This window comes from Rhizobium sp. BE258 (assembly GCF_031457345.1).
GTDB lineage: Bacteria > Pseudomonadota > Alphaproteobacteria > Rhizobiales > Rhizobiaceae > Rhizobium.
Genome location: NZ_JAVDWL010000008.1, coordinates 209,809 through 229,567, shown reverse-complemented (window position 1 = coordinate 229,567; position 19,759 = coordinate 209,809). Strand labels below are relative to the sequence as shown.

18 protein-coding genes, 1 tRNA gene and 1 pseudogene are annotated in these 19,759 nt (G+C 60.9%); 6 read left to right on the top strand and 14 right to left on the bottom strand.

All coding sequences use genetic code 11. The features are described from left to right. Positions 1-2: 2 nt before the first annotated feature. Positions 3-950, top strand: coding sequence for a hypothetical protein (locus J2X43_RS25965; RefSeq protein ID WP_310299214.1), 948 nt, complete (start codon positions 3-5; stop codon positions 948-950). A 2-nt stretch (positions 951-952) separates the two neighbouring features. Here the strand turns inward: J2X43_RS25965 and J2X43_RS25960 are convergent, their stop codons facing one another. The 3 genes from J2X43_RS25960 to J2X43_RS25950 all read right to left on the bottom strand — a co-directional run bounded on the left by J2X43_RS25960 (position 953) and on the right by J2X43_RS25950 (position 2,903). Beyond that, entirely contained in the window at positions 953-1,618 is a 666-nt protein-coding gene (locus J2X43_RS25960) for a hypothetical protein (RefSeq protein ID WP_310299212.1), read from the bottom strand. Between the two features lie 589 nt (positions 1,619-2,207). Continuing rightward, complete coding sequence (locus J2X43_RS25955) at positions 2,208-2,711, bottom strand: hypothetical protein (RefSeq protein WP_310299209.1); 504 nt, start codon at positions 2,709-2,711, stop codon at positions 2,208-2,210. A 116-nt stretch (positions 2,712-2,827) separates the two neighbouring features. Then, positions 2,828-2,903 (bottom strand) — tRNA-Lys (locus tag J2X43_RS25950). 195 nt (positions 2,904-3,098) lie between these two features. On the opposite strand from J2X43_RS25950, the gene J2X43_RS25945 reads away from it, so the two are divergent. After that, positions 3,099-3,848: a cytochrome c biogenesis CcdA family protein gene (locus J2X43_RS25945; RefSeq protein ID WP_112387438.1), complete on the top strand. Its 750-nt coding sequence runs from the start codon at positions 3,099-3,101 to the stop codon at positions 3,846-3,848. A gap of 44 nt (positions 3,849-3,892) precedes the next feature. After that, positions 3,893-4,843, top strand: a complete 951-nt coding sequence (locus J2X43_RS25940) for an AEC family transporter (protein WP_310299203.1) — start codon at positions 3,893-3,895, stop codon at positions 4,841-4,843. Here the strand turns inward: J2X43_RS25940 and J2X43_RS25935 are convergent. From J2X43_RS25935 to cysG, 5 genes are read right to left on the bottom strand one after another with little or no spacing between them, the layout of a single operon-like run. Beyond that, positions 4,823-6,034 carry a UbiH/UbiF family hydroxylase gene (locus J2X43_RS25935; protein WP_310299200.1) on the bottom strand — a complete coding sequence of 404 codons (1,212 nt, stop codon included), beginning with the start codon at positions 6,032-6,034 and terminating at the stop codon, positions 4,823-4,825. The two genes, J2X43_RS25940 and J2X43_RS25935, sit on opposite strands and share 21 nt — an antisense overlap. Before the next feature lie 37 nt (positions 6,035-6,071). Next, positions 6,072-6,584 (bottom strand): DUF934 domain-containing protein, encoded by a 513-nt coding sequence (locus J2X43_RS25930; protein ID WP_310299198.1) that lies wholly within the window; start codon positions 6,582-6,584, stop codon positions 6,072-6,074. A gap of 10 nt (positions 6,585-6,594) precedes the next feature. Beyond that, complete coding sequence (locus tag J2X43_RS25925; RefSeq protein WP_112518587.1) at positions 6,595-8,265, bottom strand: nitrite/sulfite reductase; 1,671 nt, start codon at positions 8,263-8,265, stop codon at positions 6,595-6,597. Positions 8,266-8,273: 8 nt separating this feature from the next. Continuing rightward, entirely contained in the window at positions 8,274-8,588 is a 315-nt protein-coding gene (locus J2X43_RS25920; RefSeq protein WP_310299194.1) for a DUF2849 domain-containing protein, read from the bottom strand. Between the two features lie 2 nt (positions 8,589-8,590). Continuing rightward, the gene (cysG, locus tag J2X43_RS25915; protein ID WP_310299191.1) at positions 8,591-10,027 is read right to left on the bottom strand and encodes a siroheme synthase CysG; all 1,437 of its coding nucleotides are present in this window, start codon (positions 10,025-10,027) and stop codon (positions 8,591-8,593) included. Between the two features lie 249 nt (positions 10,028-10,276). Between cysG and J2X43_RS25910 the strand changes: the two genes are divergently transcribed. The 3 genes and pseudogenes from J2X43_RS25910 (at position 10,277) to J2X43_RS25900 (ending at position 12,916) form a co-directional block, all read left to right on the top strand. Then, entirely contained in the window at positions 10,277-10,864 is a 588-nt protein-coding gene (locus tag J2X43_RS25910; protein ID WP_310299188.1) for a nucleoside deaminase, read from the top strand. A gap of 6 nt (positions 10,865-10,870) precedes the next feature. Beyond that, complete coding sequence (mazG, locus tag J2X43_RS25905) at positions 10,871-11,704, top strand: nucleoside triphosphate pyrophosphohydrolase (RefSeq protein ID WP_310299185.1); 834 nt, start codon at positions 10,871-10,873, stop codon at positions 11,702-11,704. Between the two features lie 6 nt (positions 11,705-11,710). Then, positions 11,711-12,916 (top strand): annotated as a pseudogene (locus J2X43_RS25900) (FAD-dependent oxidoreductase). A 4-nt stretch (positions 12,917-12,920) separates the two neighbouring features. Here the strand turns inward: J2X43_RS25900 and J2X43_RS25895 are convergent. From J2X43_RS25895 to J2X43_RS25870, 6 genes are all read right to left on the bottom strand, one after another. Then, complete coding sequence (locus J2X43_RS25895; protein ID WP_310299182.1) at positions 12,921-13,256, bottom strand: hypothetical protein; 336 nt, start codon at positions 13,254-13,256, stop codon at positions 12,921-12,923. Positions 13,257-13,302: 46 nt separating this feature from the next. Further along, entirely contained in the window at positions 13,303-14,634 is a 1,332-nt protein-coding gene (gene hflX, locus J2X43_RS25890) for a GTPase HflX (protein ID WP_310299179.1), read from the bottom strand. Positions 14,635-14,711: 77 nt separating this feature from the next. Continuing rightward, positions 14,712-14,954 carry an RNA chaperone Hfq gene (gene hfq / locus J2X43_RS25885; protein WP_003539403.1) on the bottom strand — a complete coding sequence of 81 codons (243 nt, stop codon included), beginning with the start codon at positions 14,952-14,954 and terminating at the stop codon, positions 14,712-14,714. 110 nt (positions 14,955-15,064) lie between these two features. Continuing rightward, positions 15,065-15,928 (bottom strand): D-amino-acid transaminase, encoded by an 864-nt coding sequence (locus J2X43_RS25880; RefSeq protein WP_310299176.1) that lies wholly within the window; start codon positions 15,926-15,928, stop codon positions 15,065-15,067. Between the two features lie 61 nt (positions 15,929-15,989). Continuing rightward, positions 15,990-17,354: a sigma-54 dependent transcriptional regulator gene (locus tag J2X43_RS25875; RefSeq protein ID WP_112388140.1), complete on the bottom strand. Its 1,365-nt coding sequence runs from the start codon at positions 17,352-17,354 to the stop codon at positions 15,990-15,992. Then, positions 17,344-19,614 carry a PAS domain-containing sensor histidine kinase gene (locus tag J2X43_RS25870; protein WP_310299173.1) on the bottom strand — a complete coding sequence of 757 codons (2,271 nt, stop codon included), beginning with the start codon at positions 19,612-19,614 and terminating at the stop codon, positions 17,344-17,346. The genes J2X43_RS25875 and J2X43_RS25870 overlap by 11 nt, the downstream gene beginning before the upstream one ends. Between the last annotated feature and the right edge of the window lie 145 nt (positions 19,615-19,759).

Sequence of the window (19,759 nt, the reverse complement as noted above, 5' to 3'; positions counted from 1 at the left end):
TCATGGCATACCTCGACGGCTACCTCCGCAACGCACGCTCCCAACGCCTGAAGGCCTCGCAAGGGATCATCAAGGGCGATCGCCGCCGGCATGTCATTCATCGCATCATGGATATGCTGGAGGACTTCGAGGTTACGCCCTGGGAGCACGAGGGGGCGATCCGGCATAATATGCGGTCAGCCCTATGCCTTCTTGGACACGATTGGGCTCCGGCCGATCACGAGGCGGCTGGCGTCATAACCGCGGCTCTGAACAAGCTCGGCGTATCGACACGGCCGACATGGGCGGAGGGGCAGCGCGATTACACGGTGTCACGGGATTACTGCCTCCGCTGCCATACCGGCCTAACTACCGACCAGCAGGCGCAAGGGATGCCGTTCTGCAGTTCGGCTTGCGCTAGGTTGATGCTGGACTACCGCGGCTACGAGCGCGGCTGGATGGAAGATCCAATCGGCCGGAAGGCATACGACATGATCCGCAAGAGCCGGACCGTACCTCGCTCGTGCGAGGGATGTCAGAAGGAATTCAGGGTGAACCATGAGTCGAAGGAGAACCGCTTCTGCTCAAAGCCTTGCCGGAATGCCTCCCTGCGGACTCGAGAGCTTCGGCCGTGCGAGCTTTGCAGCATGCCCTTCCTGCCGTCGTTGAAGATCAACCGCTTCTGCTCAAAGGCTTGCGCTGCCGAGGCAGGCCGATCGCAGAAATACATCCGGACTTGCGAAGTGTGCGATACCGCCTTTGCATCCGCCATGCCGTACGCCAAGCACTGCTCAGGACGCTGCAACGCCAAGGCTCATTATTGGCGCAAGAAGGCTGCCAAGTCGGCACCATCGTCCAAAATCAGGACGATGGCAGACACCACTGCGTCTGAAATCACGACGCAGTCAGCAGGCAACGTCGTCTACCTGACGCCCCAGATCTTCGACGGGTGGTTTCGGGAGGCGGCTTGAGATCAATTCGGCTTTATAACGTCAGCCCTCTGCAGATCCACGAATTTCATGAAGTCTTGACCGAATTCTGAAACCGACGCCACGTTATCGTTGAGGTTGATCAGCCCTTGGCCAAAGAGGAAGGCTGACCACTTTTCAAAAGTCATTTCGACTGATGGATGCCAAAGCGGCGGAACGTGGTCGTCGAACCATTTAACAACGTCCGGCATAGGTGTGTGACCATTCCCTATGAGGAATCGGAGAACACTAAGCTGGCTCCCGAAGATGGCACCAAATACGAACTCGAAGCGCGCTACCGCCTGCGTTTCCGCGAGCGCTCTCACCAGACGCACTATGTGCTCTTGTTGCGGGATCTTTTCGAGATCGTCCTCAATGCGTCTTTCTTGATCATAGACAACTTGAAACACAGGCTCGTGTAGCGGCTGCGACGCAGGCCCGGTCGTTACTGGAGGTTGATCCGGTTGAATTGGTTCTTTGAATTTTGCTCCAGTCGGGCCTGCCTCGATGAGATCCTTGAGTTTTTCCGCGATCTGAGTTTTGAACATGCGAACCATGAGGAAGATCGCCAGGGGCCAGGCGATACCCTTGATGAGGTCAAAGACGAGCTTCGCCCATTCCATCCAAACAATGCTGTTGAGCCAGATCCAAACGTTGCGCACAGTGTCCATGAATCACTCCTGTGGAGCGAATTAGTTCACGGCCGCGCGCAACTGGCAATCGAGCCTGTGGATAACGCTCGCCAAAACGGGCGAGCGTTTGATCCGCCAATTTTGGCAAATCAATTAACGCCAGACCTGGCGTTAATTCCCGAGAGGCATTTTGCGACCTTCCCGTAAAACCCGCTCGCCCCTTTTGGCGACCGGGACTTTAGGTCTTTTCTGACCGAAAGGGGGTGGCGGATCACCACCCCCTTTTTCGGCTTTTCCCGAAATAGTCACGCGAAGGTTTCCTCAAATTGAGGAAGCCTGAAAGCGCGAGCCGGCAACTCTCCCCGTTGGGGGAAGTTAACTTCCTCAAACTGAGGACGTTGATCTTTCACCAATGGCGGGAGATCAAAAAGGGGGTCGGGAAATGCGACCCCCTATGTCCATCCGCGAGACTCCCACCATTGGCGGGAGTGTGAGATGCGTCCAAACTTGGATGCATCTCGCAAGCCCTCAAATTGAGGACATCCACCAACGGTGTACGTCCGCCCTCAGATTGAGGATGAACCCCCAACGGGGGAACACCGGTACCACCCCCAATGGGGAATGGAGGTTAAACCTTACCGTTTCTATCTTCCGAAAACTTAGTGACCGCGTCTTGGAAATCGGAGAAGCTCTCGCCCCATTTCCTGTAAGCTACCTGGAAACCATCGTTGACTTTATCTAGCTGGAGGTTCAGCCGGCGAAATCCAGCCTCCGACATCCAAGCCTGATATTGTGTCGAGGCGAGATCAAGCGCTCTCAGGGGTCCGACGAGTTCGCGGAAATGTAAGAGAGCGATCGCCATCGCTTTGTTGATAGGCGCCGGTCCGGTAACCGTGCCTTCTCCGAAAACTTTTGCAAGCTTTTGCAATTCGAGCCAGTGCTCGTGTTCGTACGCGGCCGCGAGCATCTCTTCAAAACGACGGCGCCGCTCCGCTTGGTGCGCGCTTTTTACGCTGAAGTAGTGCGCCACAGCAGGGACGATAACGCTGCCCGCCAGCGTTAAAACTCCACCCACCAAGGCAGGGATTAGCACCGGCCAAACTTCAGTTGTAGACGATACTACTTCGCTCACGGAAATCTCATCCTGTCGCGCGGGCCTCCGAAATCGAAAGTTACCCTATACGTTACCCTGGTTGGCCTGCGAACTTTCAAAAATACCGTTCGGAAAGTCTAAGTATTTGATTGGAATGGTGGCTGCGCTGGGGTTCGAACCCAGGACCCTTTGATTAAAAGTCAAATGCTCTACCAGCTGAGCTACGCAACCTAACCCCAAGAACAGCATTTTTGCTGCCCCTGCCGGAAGTGCGCGGAACATAGGCAGGCGACCCATTGCGGTCAACCGAAAAATCATGACTTTCACAAGCGTTAGGCACATTTCTTGCGGGAGCGCAAAAAGGTGATTGGCAATCGGCAGGTCGCAGCGCTAGACAACGGCCTGGATTGCAGCCGGAGAGAATGCGTGTCGATTGCCGATATTTCCTTGTGGAGCGCGTTGATCGCCGGCGCCCTCTCATTCCTGTCTCCCTGTGTCCTGCCGCTCGTTCCGCCCTATCTCTGCTATATGGCAGGCATTTCCGTCGATCAGTTCCGTGGCGGCGCGGCGGTGACCGTCGCGCCCGATGTACGCCGCAGCGTGTTCTTTTCGGCGCTGTTCTTTACACTTGGATTTGCCACCGTTTTCGTGGCGCTGGGTGCCGGCGCCTCCAGTATTGGCATGGCTCTTCGCCAGCACCTTGATCTGCTGTCGAAGATCGGCGGGCTGATCATCGTCATCATGGGGCTGAATTTTCTCGGCCTCTTCCGAATCGGCCTGCTGGCACGTGAGGCGCGGTTCCAGAGCGGCGGCAAGCCGGCGACGCTGACCGGTGCCTATGTCATGGGCCTTGCCTTCGCCTTCGGCTGGACGCCGTGTATCGGTCCGGTACTGGGTGCGATCCTTGGTGTTGCCGCTTCGCGCGAAACGGTCGGTTCCGGGGCTGGCCTGCTGGCGATCTATTCGCTCGGGCTTGCCATTCCGTTCTGGATTGCTGCGGGCTTTTCCGGCGCGTTCATGCGCTTCCTGGCACGCTTCCGCCGTCACCTCGGCACTGTCGAGAAGGTTCTCGGCGCATTTCTGGTGTTGACGGGGCTGGCCTTCATGTTCGGATTCATCAGTCAAGCCGCAATCTGGTTCCAGCAGACCTTTCCAATCCTGATGCAGATCGGCTAAGCCGGAAGCATAAGCTTCGCACTGCAACATCATCGGACGGTCCCGTGACCGACATCATTAGCCTTCTTCTGCCGTTCTTCGGCCTGATCCTGATCGGCTATATTGCCGCAAAGGCGACCAAGCAGCCTGCAGAGGCGCTCGGGTGGCTGAACACCTTCATCATCTATGCCGCGCTGCCTGCGCTGTTCTTTAAGCTGGTGTCGCGGACACCGGTCGAGGATCTGGCGCAAATCGACTTCATCGCCACCGATCTCGCCGCCACCTATTCGATCTTCATCGCACTCTTCGTCATCGGCCGTTATGTCCGGAAAAGCCGCATGGACGAATCGACGATCCAGGCCTTCGCGGGTGCTTACGGTAATATCGGCTATATGGGGCCGGGTCTGGCGCTGATCGCCTTCGGCGACAAGGCGGCCGTCCCGGTGGCGCTGATCGTCTGTCTGGAGAATGCGATGCATTTCATCGTCGCGCCGGCGATGATGGCGGCGGCTGGAGATGACGATCGTTCACGCGGCCAGATCGCCGCCGATATTATCAGGAAGGTAGCGCTGCACCCGTTCATCCTTTCGACGGCAGCAGGCTTTCTCGCAGCCGCATTGCAATTCGAGCAACCGTCAGCGCTGCGGCAGTTCGTCGATTATCTGGCGCAGGCCGCCGCGCCCTGTGCGCTGTTTGCGATGGGTGTGACACTGGCGCTTAGACCGCTGAAGCGAATCCCGCCCGAAATCGGCTATATCGTTCCGGCAAAGCTGATCGTGCACCCGCTCGTCGTCTATGGAGCGTTGACACTGGTCGGCGGGTTCGATCCGATCTGGGTTTATGCCGCGATTCTGCTCGCGGCGCTGCCGACCGCGACCAATGTCTTCGTCATCGGCCAGCAGTATCACGTCTGGCAGGAACGCGCCTCGGCAACGATCCTCATCGCAACGGCCCTTTCCGTCGTGACGGTGTCGGTGTTTCTGATCGCGATCAAATCAGGCTTTCTGCCGGCTTAGCCTTTCCTTCAGCGCAGCCGGTATGCCGCGCAGACCCCGGCCTGGCTCTATGCCCTCGCGCATCACGATGCTGCGCAGCGGCGGGATGGCTGACAGAATATGCAGCCCAGCGGCCCGCAGCATCTGTACCGGCAGGAAATCGGACAGCAGAGACCGGTTCAACAAGTCGACGCTGGCGGTGCGCGTCATGATGTCGGCGCGGCGTTTGCGGTCGAACTGATCGCCCGAATCGGCTGCCACCGGCAGCTCGGCGCGGCTGCAGAGAATGTCGGTCAGCGCCATGATATCGCGCAGGCTGAGATTGAGGCCCTGAGCGCCGATCGGCGGGAAGACGTGCGCGGCCTCGCCGATCAGCGCGATCCGGCCCTTGCCGAAGCGATGCGCCATCATGCCGGACAACGGCCAGACCTGGACGCCCTCCTCGACGCTGACCCTGCCAAGCATCGACTGCATACGCTCCTCGACGAGGCGGCTCAAATCCTCCAGGGAGAGCTCCGCATTCGCAGCCGCCTCCGCCGGGTTCTGGACCCAGACCAGGCTGGAGCGGCTTCCGGGAAGCGGGACCTGTGTGAACGGCCCATGCTCGGTGTGGAATTCGGTGGAGATATTTTGATGCGGCACGGAATGACTGAAATTCAGCACCATGGCCGACTGCGGGTAGGACCAGTTGCGCACATCGATACCGGCCGTCTCGCGCAACTTCGATTTGCGGCCATCGGCGCCGATGGCGAAATCCGCGTTCACCATGTCGCCATCCGCCAATGTGATCGTCACCGTATCTGCGCCGATCTCGATCGTCTCTGCGAAGGCCGTGAAGCGGGTGATATTGCCCTCGCCCGCGATGGCGGCCTCAAGCACCGCCATCAAGGCGGCATTCGGGAAATTGTAACCGAAGGCATCGAGGCCGACTTCTGGGGCGCGGAAGGTCGTCGCCGGTGCGCGCAGCAGGCGATTCGTGCCGTCGATGATGCGCATGCTGGTCAGCGCCGCAGTGGCCGATTTCAGCTTGTCCCAGAGGGTCAGGCGGTCAAGGAAGCGGATCGACTGATCCATCAGCGCCGTGGTGCGCCGGTCTTCCTTGGGCGCAGGCGGCGCAATCAGCGCCACATTGCGGCCGCCGCGGGCAATCGCAACCGCGGCAACCATGCCGGCGAGACCGCCACCGATCACCGCCACTTCGAAATTCTTCATCGCATCGCTTCCGTCATCAGATGACGGCGAGCCGGCCTTATGCCGCCGGTTTCGCCTGACGGCGCCAACTATAGCCCTTGCCACTGTCCGCGTCACGCACAGCAGGCTGATAATGATGCTGAATTCCCGGAAGACGGTTTTCGGACAGACGCTTCAAGGCCGTCTCGTTGGTGACAGCAAAGCTGTCGATACCGACGCGCAGCATCAGCGGCACCTGGTCGATCAGCACGTCGCCGACGGCCCGCAATTCGCTCTTGTAGTCGAGGCGATCACGCAGCAGCGAAGCATGGCTGAAGGCGCGGCCATCGTTGAATGCCGGAAAGGCAACCGCGATGATCGCGAGGCGGTCGAGATAGGGCTCGAGCTTGCGGACATCGTCGGCCGGCTTGATCAGCACGCCGAGGCCGACATCGTTGCTCTCCTGCACTTTGGCAAACAGCTCATCGAGGGGAAGCAGCGGCTTCTGATCGCCCGTTGCCTTGACCTCTTCGGTTTCGATCACCCAGGCATCGTTTTCGACGAAGCCGGTTTCTCTCCAGATCTTGGTCATCATCCCCTCCTTATGCCGCTTCCGCTGCCGAGCCGTAGAGCGCATCCTTGAAAGGCTGCGGTCCGACGCGGCGGTAGGCTTCGAGGAAGATTTCCGACTGGTCCTTGCGGATCTTCAGATAGGTATCGACGATCGTCTCGATCGCATCCGTCACCTTCTCGGGCTCGAAGCCGCGGCCGATGATTTCGCCGATCGAGGTGTGCTCGTCGCCCGATCCGCCAAGGGTGATCTGATAGAGTTCGGCACCCTTCTTTTCCACGCCCAGCAGGCCGATATGGCCGACATGGTGGTGACCGCAGGCATTGATGCATCCCGAAATCTTGATCTTCAGCTCGCCGATCTCGGCCTGACGCTCGGCATCGCCGAAGCGGCGTGAGATTTCCTGCGCTAGCGGGATCGAGCGCGCATTGGCAAGCGCGCAATAGTCCAAGCCGGGACAGGCAATGATGTCGGTGATCAGGCCGGCATTGGCTTCGGCCAGATTGATGGCGACGAGGCCGCGATAGACGGCTTCGAGATCGGCCAGTGCTACATGTGGCAGAATGAGGTTCTGCTCGTGGCTGACGCGAATCTCGTCGAAGGCGTATTCCTCGGCGATATCGGCGATCGAATCCATCTGGCTGTCGGATGCGTCACCCGGGATGCCGCCGATCGGCTTCAGCGAGATCGTCACCATGCCGTAGTCTGGGTTCTTGTGCGGCTGGACATTCTGCTGGACCCAGCGGGCGAATGCCGGATCGGCCTTCTTCCAGCGAGCCAGATTTTCCCAGCCTTCGGCGCGCTGCGGCAGGGCGGGCGGCGCGAAATAGGCGGTGATCGCCTCGACATCCTGCTCGGGAAGCCTAAGCTCGGTATCCTTCAGCTGCGCGAACTCGACCTCGACCTGGCGGGCGAGTTCCTCGGCGCCGGTCTCATGGACGAGGATCTTGATGCGCGCCTTGTACTTGTTGTCGCGGCGGCCGTGCAGATTGTACACGCGCATGACTGCGGTCGTGTAGGAGAGCAGATCCTCTTCCGGCAGGAAGTCGCGGATCAGCTTGGCGACCATCGGCGTGCGGCCCTGGCCACCGCCGACGTAAACAGCAAAACCGATCTCACCCTTGTCGTTCTTCTTCAGATGCAGGCCGATATCGTGGACCTGGATCGCCGCGCGGTCACGCTCGGCACCGGTCACTGCGATCTTGAACTTGCGCGGCAGGAAGGAGAATTCCGGGTGGACCGACGACCACTGGCGCAGGATTTCCGCATAGGGCCTGGGATCAGCGACTTCGTCAGCGGCGGCACCGGCGAAATGGTCGGCTGTGACATTGCGGATGCAGTTACCCGACGTCTGCATCGCGTGCATCTCGACGGTTGCCAGCTCGGAGAGAACCGCCGGCATGTCGGAGAGCTTCGGCCAGTTGAACTGCAGATTCTGGCGGGTGGTGAAATGGCCGTAGCCGCGGTCGTAGGTGCGGGCGACATGGGCGAGCATGCGCATCTGCTTGGAGCTCAGCGTGCCATACGGGATCGCGATTCGCAGCATGTAGGCATGCAGCTGCAGATAGACGCCGTTCATCAGGCGCAGCGGCTTGAAGGCATCTTCGGAAAGCTCGCCGGCGAGACGGCGCTGGACCTGATCGCTGAACTGCGCAACGCGCTCGGCGACAAAGGCGTGGTCAAATTCGTCGTAACGGTACATCTGCTTCCTCAGACTGCAATGAATTCCGGATCGGCAGGCTTGTAGCCCGGCGCATATTCCATGGTCGGCCCTTGCGCGCGAATACGTTCGCGCAGGCGCAGCGGCCACAGAACTCCGTTGGTTTCCTGAACTTCGATGACATTCACGTCAACAACCTTGTTGTCGGCGTAAGCCTTCTTGCCGATTTCCTCCAGCGCCGTCACCGCTTCGGCATGGCGGGCAATCAGCGCATCTTGCAACGAGGTGACCCAAGCGCCATTGGCATCGAGCCAGACGGCAATGCCATCTGTCAGGCGGTTGGCGGTCAGTACCTTGTCTACCATAATCAGCTCCTTGCAAGTTCCGGCACGGTCGCCTGACGGCGCACCAGAGGCTCGGACAGTTCGAAATTGGCGCCTGCGACCGCATCGCCGATAATGACCATGACGGGACCCGTCAATTCGTCACGATGCTGCAGGTCGGGAAGATCGCGCAGAATGCCATGCAGCAGGCGTCGATCGGCGCGGCTGGCATTCTCGATGACGGCGACCGTAGTCTCCGCCGGAATGCCGGCCTCCATCAGCCGCTCGGCAACCGAGGCCGCAACGGTGCGGCCCATGTAAACGGCAATTGTCGCGCCGGAGACCGCAAGGCTTGCCCAATCGGGCAGCACATCGCCGGTCAGATCGTGGCCGGTGGTGAAGACCAGCGACGAGGCAACGCCGCGCAGGGTCAGCGGCAGCTCGAAATCGGCGGCGGCAGCGAAAGCCGACGTGATGCCGGGGACGATCTCATAGGCGATGCCGGCAGCGCGTAGCGCCGCCATCTCCTCGCCTGCCCGGCCATAGACCAGGGGATCACCGGACTTCAGGCGCACGACGCGCTTGCCGTCGCGGCCAAGCTGCACCAGCAGATCGTTGATCTCTTCCTGCGACTTCGAATGGCAGCCCTTGCGCTTGCCGACAGAAATGCGCTCGGCATCGCGGCGGCCCATATCGACGATCGCCTGCGGGACCAGCGCATCGAAAACCAGAACATCGGCTTCCATCATGACGCGCTGGGCACGCAGCGTCAGAAGATCTTCGGCACCCGGACCGGCGCCGACCAGCCAAACGCGGCCCTGCGCCTTGCCGGTTTCCTGCAGCAGCGCATTGGCGGCGCGCTTGGCTTCGGGCAGATTGCCGTTTGCAACCGCATCGGCCACCGCTCCGGAAAAGAAACCGCGCCAGAAGACGCGGCGGGAAACGCCGCGCGGAATTAGCTGCTCGACGGCGCGGCGGTAGCTGGTTGCCAGTGTTGCAAGGCGTCCAAGCGACGGCGACAGCAGCTGATCGACCTGCGCGCGGATCATCTGCGCCAGCACGGGACCGGCGCCTTCGGTGCCGATCGCAACGGCGACGGGAGCGCGATTGACCAGGGCCGGCGTATAGAAATCGCAATAGTCGGGCTGATCGACGGCATTCGCCGGGATCTTTGCGGCGCGCGCGGCATCGACGATCGCGCGATCCTGCCCGGCCTCGCCGGTGGCGGCAAAGACGAGCGCTGCGCCATTCACCTGATCAGCGCTGAAATCCGCGCGAACCGTCTCGATGCGATTGGCAATGAGGAAGGCGTGATAGCTGGCCTCAGGGCGGTCGGCATAGGCAACGATCCGCGCCTGCGTGTTCAGCAGCAGGCGCACCTTCGCATAGGCCTCGTCTCCGTTGCCAAAGACGGCTGCGACCCGCCCTTCCACACGGAAGAAGGCAGGGAAAACCGATAGCTGTTCGCTCTTGGAAGGCATTATCATTCCACTTCGAAGTTGCGCCAATATGCCTGTAACGGGCAAGGCGTTGAAGAAACAGAAATTCGAAAGCCTACGCGGTCCGCGTAATCTTTTGCCTGCATGCCACTGATTTGAGAAAAGTCGCCCGAGCGACGCCGTTGTCGCTGCAGTGCAATGTAAAGCCTGTGATCAAAAACGTCCATCTGGCATTTCGGCATTTTTCTTCTTGCCCGGGCGGGATAGACTTCGGGGCATAAGGAGAAAGCCATGGCCTCAAAGACGATCGCCCCTCGCCTGCTCGACGTGATGGAGCGCGATATCCTGCCGCTGACCGAGCGCGGTGTCGCGTCCGGGAACAAGGTGTTCGGCGCGGCGATCCTGCGCAAGTCCGATCTCTCGCTTGTCATAGCCGAAACCAACAACGAGCTCGAAAATCCGCTCTGGCATGGCGAGGTCCATACGCTCAAGCGCTTCTACGAACTTGGCGAGAAACCGGCGACGAAGGACCTGATTTTCCTGTCGACCCACGAGCCCTGCACGATGTGCATGTCGGCAATCACCTGGGCGGGTTTCGACAATTTCTACTATTTCTTCAGCCACGAAGATTCGCGCGACGCATTCGCGATCCCGCACGACCTGAAAATCCTGAAGGAAGTCTTCGGGCTGGAGCCCGGCGGCTACCGCAAGCAGAACGCCTTCTGGAACAGTTTTGCGATTGCCGACCTGGTGGAAACCGAGGAGCGCGCGCTGGGCGCTGAACTCAAGGAACAGACGGCCAGAATCAAGGCGCGCTACGCCGGGCTGTCCGAGAGCTACCAATCCTCAAAAAGCGCCAACGACATTCCCCTGAATTGAGCGATCATGGAACCTTCGAAAGACATTTCACGCCTCATCGAGATCATGGCGGCGCTGCGCAATCCTGAGACCGGCTGCCCCTGGGACATCGTCCAGACCTTCGAGAGCATCAAGCCCTATACGATCGAGGAAGCCTACGAGGTCTCCGACGCGATCGAGCGCAACGATATGGACGATCTCTGCGACGAACTCGGCGACCTGCTTCTGCAGGTGGTCTTTCATGCGCGGATGGCCGAGGAGGCCGGCGAGTTTTCCTTCGGCGATGTCGTGGAAGCGATCACCCGCAAGATGATCCGCCGCCACCCGCATGTGTTCGACCGCTCGGATGCCGATACGCCCGCGCGGGTGAAGCAGCAGTGGGACGAGATCAAGCAGGCCGAAAAGCGCGAACGCGCTGAACGCCGCGCCAAGCGTGGCCTGAGCGAGGATTTCAATGCCGGACATCTCGGCTCCGTACAGCGCAGCTTTCCTGCACTGACGGAAGCGCTGAAGCTGCAGGAGCGCGCCGCCAAGGTGGGTTTCGACTGGTCGGCGCCGGAGCCGATCCTCGACAAGATCGAGGAAGAGATCGGTGAGCTGCGGGAGGCGCTGGCGCATGGCGACAGGGCCAAGGTCAGCGACGAGCTAGGCGATCTGATTTTCGCCGTCGTCAATATCGGCCGCCATGTCGATGCCGATCCGGAACAGTCTCTGCGCGGAACAAACACCAAGTTCAGGCGCCGTTTCAATCATATAGAAACGGTTCTTGAGAAAGAAGGCGAGACGTTGCAGGTTGCCAGCCTGGAGCGGATGGAAGAAATCTGGCAGGCCGCCAAGGCCATCGAACGGCAGCTTGGCTGAGGCGCCATGAAGCTCGCCGGCCTTGAGATCGCGATTGCAGGCGCCGGGATCGGCGGACTGTCGCTTGCGGCACTCTTGGCGCGGCATGGTGCCACCGTGACGATCTACGACCAGATGGCGGCACCACAGCCGGTTGGATCGGGCTTCGTGTTGCAGCCGACGGGATCGGCCGTTCTCTCTGCGATGGGTCTGCTTGATAAGGTCGATTAACGCGGCGCCAGGATACGGCGCATGCACGGAAAGCTGTCGACGACGGGCCGCACCGTGCTTGACGTGGGCTACCGCAACGGCGCCTCCGGCATCGCCATCCAGCGTGTCGCACTTTTCGACCTGCTGCTTGATGCAGCGGTCGCCGCCGGCGTCGGCTTCGAGACTGCATCGCGGGTGACGGCGATCGAGCCAGGCGTGCGGCCACGGTTGAAGCTCGGCAATGGCAAGACATCAGCCGCATCCGAACTCGTCGTCGATGCCATGGGTGCCAGTTCGCCGATCGGTTACAAATCGTCAACAGAACTCGACTATGGCGCACTCTGGGCCACCGTTCCCTGGGATGGGTCCGGCACCTTCCGCTCCGACGAACTGGAGCAGCGCTACCACCGCGCCAGCCAGATGGCGGGTGTCCTGCCGGTCGGTACGGCGAAGGATGGCGCGGCGCCAATGGCAACCTTCTTCTGGAGCATCCGCAACAAGGATGTGGCGGCTTGGCGGGACGCCGGGCGCGAGGCCTGGATGGAGGCCGTGCATCGCTTCTGGCCCGAGGCGGCGCATTTCGCGGCGGCGGCCGAGCCAGTCCATGCCCGCTACCGGCATCATACGCGGCTACCGCTTGCGGCAGTAAACAGCGTCAAGATCGGCGATGCCTGGCACGCGACAAGCCCGCAGCTCGGACAGGGTGCCAATATGGCGCTGCTCGATGCTGCCTCTCTTTGCGCGGCGCTCGCCCGTGAGCCATCGGTCAGCGACGCGATCGCCCGCCATCTCAGGCAACGGCAATTGCACATCCGGTTCTATCAACTGTTGAGCCGGGTGCTGACGCCCTTCTATCAGTCCGACAGCCGTCTCCTGCCGATGAGCAGAGATGTGATGATCGGTCCGGCGACCAAACTGCCACTGCTCCGAAACCTGATCACGACGCTGGTCACCGGCGAGCTACTCGATCCGGTCGGTCGCATTGGCCTAGAGTGGCTTTCGCCCCGCAGCGAACTGCCTTGAGTAATCAGACGGCGCTGCTATAGCCGAGCGCGGAGAACTGCTGCTGGAACCACCAGTAGCCTGCGGCCGTCAGAGCGGCGACGATGGCAAACAGTATCCAGCCGGTTACCGTCAGCTTTTTCGCGGCGGCATCGCGATAGTTGAGCTTCGCACCGGCGACCAGAAAGCCGAGGCCGAAGACGAGGCAGGCGGGTACGGCAAGAAAGGCTTTCAGCTGATAGCTGACTTCGGGAACACCGGCCTGCGCTTCCTCAAGCGGCTGCAGGAGAAAGAACCAGGCGATCGCGCATCCGAGCGCAATCAGCAGCAGCCCTCCGGCGCGCGCCTTGATCTCAGCCATGCCATCCCCTCCATGAACCGGAAATACAGCTAGAGCCTTGGAGCGCTCAGCGCTCCCAATCTTCCTTGGCCTTCGATCCGCTGCCGAGCCGCCCTTCGAGGGCGGTAGCTTCCGTCTCCGACAGGCGCAGATCGAGCGTGATCGACCCGTCTTCATTGTCTTCGCGGGCATCGACGATGGCGTGCTCGTAAATCCATGGCAGAAGAGCAAGCTTGCCGACCGGGATCGTGATGGTTGCTTCGGTCATGACGCCGGACAGGCGGCGGCTGATTTCTTCCATCAGCTGATCGACGCCCTCGCCGCTGACGGCCGAAACCGCCACGACATTCTTGGTACCGCCGGCCTTCTGGACCATGACGTCATGCGTTTCCGGTTCCAGCCGGTCGATCTTGTTCCAGACCTCGATGATGCGCTTGGCGCCTTCCGCCTCGTCGATGCCGAGGTCGTTGAGGATGCGCAGAACGTCGGCGCTCTGAGCCGGATTGTCGTCATCGGCCATGTCGCGGACATGCAGGATGAGATCGGCTTCCAGCACTTCTTCAAGCGTCGCGCGGAAGGCTGCGACCAGATGCGTCGGAAGATCGGAAATGAAGCCGACCGTGTCGGAGAGAATGACGGTGCGGCCATGTGGCAGCTTCATGCGACGCAGCGTCGGATCGAGCGTTGCGAAGAGCATGTCTTCGGCGAGCACGCCAGCACCGGTGATGCGGTTGAACAGCGTCGACTTGCCGGCATTGGTATATCCGACGAGAGCCACGATCGGATGCGGCACCTTGCGGCGCTTGGCGCGATGCAGCTGGCGGGTGCGCACCACCTGCTCCAGCTCGCGCTCGAGCTTGATGATCCGGTCTTGCAGCATGCGCCGGTCGGCTTCGATCTGGGTTTCGCCCGGACCACCCATGAAGCCGCCACCGCCGCGCTGGCGCTCAAGGTGGGTCCAGCTGCGGACCAGACGGCCCTTCTGGTAGTTCAGATGCGCCAGATCGACCTGCAGCGTGCCTTCCTTGGTGGACGCACGGCGGCCGAAAATTTCAAGGATCAGCCCGGTCCGGTCGATGACCTTGACGTTCCATGCCTTCTCGAGATTGCGCTGCTGTACCGGGGTCAGCGGGTGATCGACGATCACCAGGCCCGAATCGTATTCCTCGAGCTTGGCCTTGATCTCTTCGATCTTGCCGGTCCCGAGCAGCGTTGCGGGCCGCGGATCGCTGATCGGCACGATGGCGCCGTAGACGACATCGAGGTCGATGGCTTCGGCGAGGCCGCTGGCCTCTTCGAGCCGGCTTTCAGGAGAGCGGGTGACGGTGATCGCACCGTCAGCGGATGCGCCGCGTCCGCGTGCCTGCTTGAGAACAGGCACGACGACGGTCGCGTTCATATCGTCCCGGAGCTTTTCGGCTTCCGGGATGATGGAATCATTCTTCGTATCGCGTGTCGAAATAACGTCTGATCCTATCAGGAAGCGGCTTCTTCGCTCTCGAACATCTGCATCGGCTGGCCCGGCATGATGGTCGAGATCGCGTGCTTATACACGAGTTGCGAATGACCGTCACGGCGAAGAAGAACACAGAAGTTGTCGAATGAAGTGACAACGCCGGTCAGCTTAACGCCGTTAATAAGAAAAATTGTCAGGGAAATCTTTTGTTTGCGAACAGTATTGAGAAATAAGTCCTGCAAATTCTGAGAACGTTCCGCCATCGCGCCGCTTCTTTCTTTATTGCCGACATGTCTCAGCCGGTGGAATACTAATCAGCCTCTCCAAGCCATCAGCAGGTACCCTCATCCCCTGCGTCCAGCAAATCTTGGTATCAAATCGCAATCTTTTCCGCAACGTCGAAAAAGGCTTCCCGGATATTCTGGGAGACGCTGCCGGGGTGACCGTTGGCAATCGTCTCGCCATCCAGGGAAACGACAGGAAAACAAATGCTTGTCGCGGCGGTGATGAAGACTTCACGGGCCGCCAGCATGTCGGCGACGGTGAACTTGCGCTCGGCGATCTTGAGGCCGAGCTTGGCACCGACATCGATCAGCGTCGTGCGGGTGATGCCGCGCAGGATGCCGTGTTCAGCCGGACGGGTGATCAGCGTGCCATCGGCATCGACGATCCAGACGTTGGTGGCAGCGCCCTCAGTAACGAAGCCGTCGCGATCGACATAGATCGCTTCCTGGGCACCGGCTTCCTTGGCCTGCTGGCGGGCCATCGCATTCGGCAGCAGGCCAACGGTCTTGATATCAACACGGTCCCAGCGGTTGTCAGGCATGCTGATGGCCTTGATGCCGCCGGCATTCTTTTTGGCAATGATCGACGGATCCGTGCTCTTGGCGGTGATGACGATTGACGGCTTGGTGCCCTCGGCCGGAAAAACGTGGTCGCGCCGCGCCACGCCGCGCGTCACCTGCATGTAGAACAGGCCGTTCTTCACCTTGTTGCGGCGAAGCGTCTCGCGAATCACGGTGACCAGTGCCGCGCGGCTCATCGGCGCTGCGATCCGGAGTTCACTCAACGAGCGGTTCAGGCGGTCGAGGTGGCGGGTGATATCGACGATATAGCCGTGCCTGACTTCGCAGACCTCATAGACCCCATCGGCGAACTGGTAGCCACGATCCTCGATGTGAACGCCCGCCTGGGCATGGGGAACATACTGGCCGTTGACGTAGGAAATTCTTGGCATCGGGAAACCTGGCTGTGGGGCAATGAAGAGAGCCGGCGCGGGCTTGCGCGCCGGAAAATGATCAAACGCCGAGCGACTTCAGCTTGCGATGCAGCGCCGAGCGCTCCATGCCGACGAACTCGGCCGTGCGCGAGATGTTGCCGCCGAAGCGGTTAATCTGGGCGATGAGATAGTCCTTCTCGAACATCTCGCGGGCCTCGCGCAGCGGCAGCGTCATGATGTGGTAGTCGTTCTTGGCAGAGACCTTCGGCAGCATGTCGCCGAGATCGGTCGGCAGCATGTCGGCGGTGATCGGCGCGTCGGGACCGTCGGAGCGGGCAAGGATCATCAGGCGCTCGATATTGTTGCGCAGCTGGCGGATATTGCCCGGCCAGTCATGGGCCTGCAGCACCGCCATCGCGTCGTCGCCGATCCGGCGCAAACGAATGCCGGCCTGTTCGGAGATCTGGCGCATCAGCTGATCGACGAGGAACGGAATGTCCTCGCGGCGCTCGGCCAGTGCCGGCACGCGAACCGGGACCACCGCCAGGCGATGATAGAGGTCTTCGCGGAACCATCCTTCGGCAATGCGGCTTTCGAGGTTATAGGCCGTCGAGGAAATGATGCGGACATCGACCTTGACGCGCTTCGAGCCGCCGACGCGTTCGAACTGCTGGTCGACAAGCACGCGCAGGATCTTGTTCTGTGTCTCGCGGGGCATCTCGCCGACTTCGTCGAGGTAGAGAATGCCGCGATGCGCTTCCTCGAGAGCGCCCGTCTTGCGGGCCTGGCCGGGTGAACCTTCCGTGCCGAAAAGCGCGATTTCCATGCGATCTGGCGTAATGTTGGCTGCATTCAGCGCGACGAACGGGCCGCTGGCGCGCGTCGACTTCTTGTGAATCATCCGCGCCACCAGCTCCTTGCCGGAGCCGGATGCGCCGAAGATCATGATGCGGCTGTTGGTCGGCGACACCTTCTCGATCGTCTGGCGAAGCTGGGAGACGGCAACCGAAGTACCGATCAGCTCGACGGCATCGCCTGCCCGCTTCTTCAGTTCCGAGACTTCGCGCTTCAGCTTGGAATTCTCGAGCGCGCGCTCGGCAATCAGGATCAGGCGATCGGCCTTGAACGGCTTCTCGATGAAATCGAAGGCGCCGCGCTTGATGGCGGAAACCGCGGTTTCGATATTGCCATGGCCGGAAATCATCACCACCGGGATATCGGGATGGCGGGTCTTGATCTCGTCGAGCAGTGAAAGGCCGTCGAGCTTGCTGCCCTGCATCCAGATATCGAGGAAGATCAGCCGCGGGGCGCGATCGGAAATCGCCGCCAGCGCGCTGTCGCTGTCATGCGCCGTGCGCGTTTCGTGACCTTCATCCGAAAGGATGCCCGAGACGATCTCGCGAATATCGTGCTCATCGTCGACGACGAGAATATCAGAGGCCATAAACGCTTTCCTTGTCGGTTTCAGCAGGGGCGGACGAAGCCGGCTCGAGACGCGGCAGATGCACGCGGATCATGGCTCCTCTCCCCTGGTCAAAATCTGCGGGCGCATCATGCAGCTCAAGCTGCCCGCCATGCTCTTCAATAATTTTCTTGACGATCGCCAAGCCGAGCCCGGTGCCCTTCTCGCGCATCGTCATATAGGGCTCCAGAATGCTGTGCCGGTTTTCGACAGGCAGGCCGCGTCCGTTGTCGATGACATCGACGGTGAAGCGGTCCCGGCCCTCGTCCATCCCGGCGCGCACAAGCACCTTGCGCTCGTCGCGCTCCTCGCTCGGCACCGACTCGATGGCCTCGACGGCATTCTTGATGAGGTTGCCGAAGGCCTGGCCGAGCATCCGGCTATCGAACATGCCTTCGAGCGGCCGTTCGCCGAGATCCTGCAGGAAGCTGACATGGGTATTGCCCATCTCGCGCAGGAACATCGCGTCGCGCAGGATATCGCGCAGGTCGCTCTGCTCCTTGGTCGGCTTCGGCATGCGCGCAAAGGCCGAGAATTCGTCGACCATGCGGCCGATGTCGCCGACCTGGCGGATGATCGTATCGGTACACTGGTCGAAGACGGTCTTGTCGTCCTGATTGATCTGCTTGCCATAGCGGCGCTGGATGCGCTCGGCCGATAGCTGGATCGGCGTCAGCGGGTTCTTGATCTCATGGGCAATGCGGCGCGCCACGTCACCCCAAGCGGTCGAGCGCTGGGCAATGACCAGATCGGTGATGTCGTCGAGCGTGATGACGTAGGATTCGGCGCCATCGCGCACCTCTTCACGCGTCACCTGGACGCTGAGAGTACGAACGGTACCGCCCCGCACCAAGGCGATCTGCTTGCGGAAATCGCCGCGATAGCGCTGGGCGGCTTCGGTCAGCACCTGATCGACCTCGGGGGCGATCTCGGCCAGCTGCTTGCCGAGCATGTCGGACGCGTCGAGCGTCATCAATGCCTCGGCCGAACTGTTGACGATGGTGATTGCCCGGTCGCCCTCGACACCGATGACCGCAGCGGTGACACCGGATAGGACCGCCTCAATGAAACGGCGGCGGTCGTCGACCTCGTCTTTCGCTTCCAGAATTTCGTCCCGCTGGGTGCGGATCTCGGAGATCATCTTGTTGAAGGTGCGCGACAGATTGGCAACGTCGCCATCGACGGCGTGCACGGGCACGACGATGTCCATGTTGCCCGAGGCAACGCTGTCGGCTGCCGTGATCAGCAAGCGGATCGGCCGGACGATACGGTCGGCAACGGCAATCGCCGTCCAGATGGCGGCAAGCAGAACGATCAGTGCGAAGCCGATATAGAGAACCGCGAAGGCGATCTGCAGCGAGACCCGGCCCGCCTCCATCGACTGATATTCGTTGGCGTTTTCCTGCATGAGCCGCATCGCGCCCATGACCTTCGGATCGACCGCACGCACGGTGTAGAGGAAAGCATCCGGAATGGACTCGAGCTTGATGATGGCGCCGACAAGGTTGGTCACGCCCGGCGGAATCAGCGTCGGCTGGCCGGCAGCGGCCTTGGTCAGCGCATCCGGCGGGATCGCCGGCAACGGCTTCTCGGTCTTGATATCGGCTTGCGTGATGACATCGCCGTTGCTTTCGACGAGGAAAGCTCCGAGCAGGCCGCGGCCACGCGCCTGGCGGGTCATCAATTCCGCAAAGCCGGTCCGATCGAGATTGTAGAGCGTGCGATTGCGCTCCAGATCATTGGCCATCGATACGGTCTGGCCCTGGAGATAACTTGCGTTCTCCATCATGTAGGCCTGGCCGACATTGCGGGACGAACTGACGATCGACTGAGTGCGGAGCGCGAACCAGCGATCGAGACCGGCATTCAGCGTGATACTGGCGAAGAGTGCGACGAGGATCGCCGGCGTGATTGCCACGAGCGAGAACAGCACGACGATGCGGATGTGGAGGCGGGCGGCCGCCCTTCCGCGCGTACGCGCCTTCATCAGCCGTGCGACCTCGCGGCCAATCAGCGCCATCAGGCCGAGAACGAAGAACGAATTGACGACGACTGAGGTGATGACCACGCGGGAGGTCGGTTCGATCGGCGTGAAGCCGAGAAGCACGAAGAGTGTGGCGGTGGCACAAAGAAGCGCACCACCGGCCAGCATGAGACCGGGCAATGCAAAGAGCGCGCGACGATCGGTGACGATTGCCACTCCTTCGTCTTCTGCCGCAGGCGATGCCGCATCCTGCTTCATCTGGTCATTCTCCTGGCGGCAAGCCGCCACGCCACATCTGCAATCACCGGGCCGAAAAACCATCAGCGCCCGCGCAATCCCGGTCTATCGAGATCAGCGGCACAGACCATCTGTTATGGTTACGATTGTCCAAACCCTATGCGTG

Coding starts and splice junctions, on each gene's coding strand:
- mazG (WP_310299185.1), top strand. CDS start 10,871: ATGGAACCTTCGAAAGACATTTCACGCCTCATCGAGATCATGGCGGCG.
- J2X43_RS25960 (WP_310299212.1), bottom strand. CDS start 1,618: ATGGACACTGTGCGCAACGTTTGGATCTGGCTCAACAGCATTGTTTGG.
- hflX (WP_310299179.1), bottom strand. CDS start 14,634: ATGAACGCGACCGTCGTCGTGCCTGTTCTCAAGCAGGCACGCGGACGC.
- J2X43_RS25910 (WP_310299188.1), top strand. CDS start 10,277: ATGGCCTCAAAGACGATCGCCCCTCGCCTGCTCGACGTGATGGAGCGC.
- J2X43_RS25965 (WP_310299214.1), top strand. CDS start 3: ATGGCATACCTCGACGGCTACCTCCGCAACGCACGCTCCCAACGCCTG.
- J2X43_RS25920 (WP_310299194.1), bottom strand. CDS start 8,588: ATGGTAGACAAGGTACTGACCGCCAACCGCCTGACAGATGGCATTGCC.
- J2X43_RS25870 (WP_310299173.1), bottom strand. CDS start 19,614: ATGAAGCAGGATGCGGCATCGCCTGCGGCAGAAGACGAAGGAGTGGCA.
- cysG (WP_310299191.1), bottom strand. CDS start 10,027: ATGCCTTCCAAGAGCGAACAGCTATCGGTTTTCCCTGCCTTCTTCCGT.
- J2X43_RS25935 (WP_310299200.1), bottom strand. CDS start 6,034: ATGAAGAATTTCGAAGTGGCGGTGATCGGTGGCGGTCTCGCCGGCATG.
- J2X43_RS25930 (WP_310299198.1), bottom strand. CDS start 6,584: ATGACCAAGATCTGGAGAGAAACCGGCTTCGTCGAAAACGATGCCTGG.
- J2X43_RS25895 (WP_310299182.1), bottom strand. CDS start 13,256: ATGGCTGAGATCAAGGCGCGCGCCGGAGGGCTGCTGCTGATTGCGCTC.
- hfq (WP_003539403.1), bottom strand. CDS start 14,954: ATGGCGGAACGTTCTCAGAATTTGCAGGACTTATTTCTCAATACTGTT.
- J2X43_RS25880 (WP_310299176.1), bottom strand. CDS start 15,928: ATGCCAAGAATTTCCTACGTCAACGGCCAGTATGTTCCCCATGCCCAG.
- J2X43_RS25925 (WP_112518587.1), bottom strand. CDS start 8,265: ATGTACCGTTACGACGAATTTGACCACGCCTTTGTCGCCGAGCGCGTT.
- J2X43_RS25875 (WP_112388140.1), bottom strand. CDS start 17,354: ATGGCCTCTGATATTCTCGTCGTCGACGATGAGCACGATATTCGCGAG.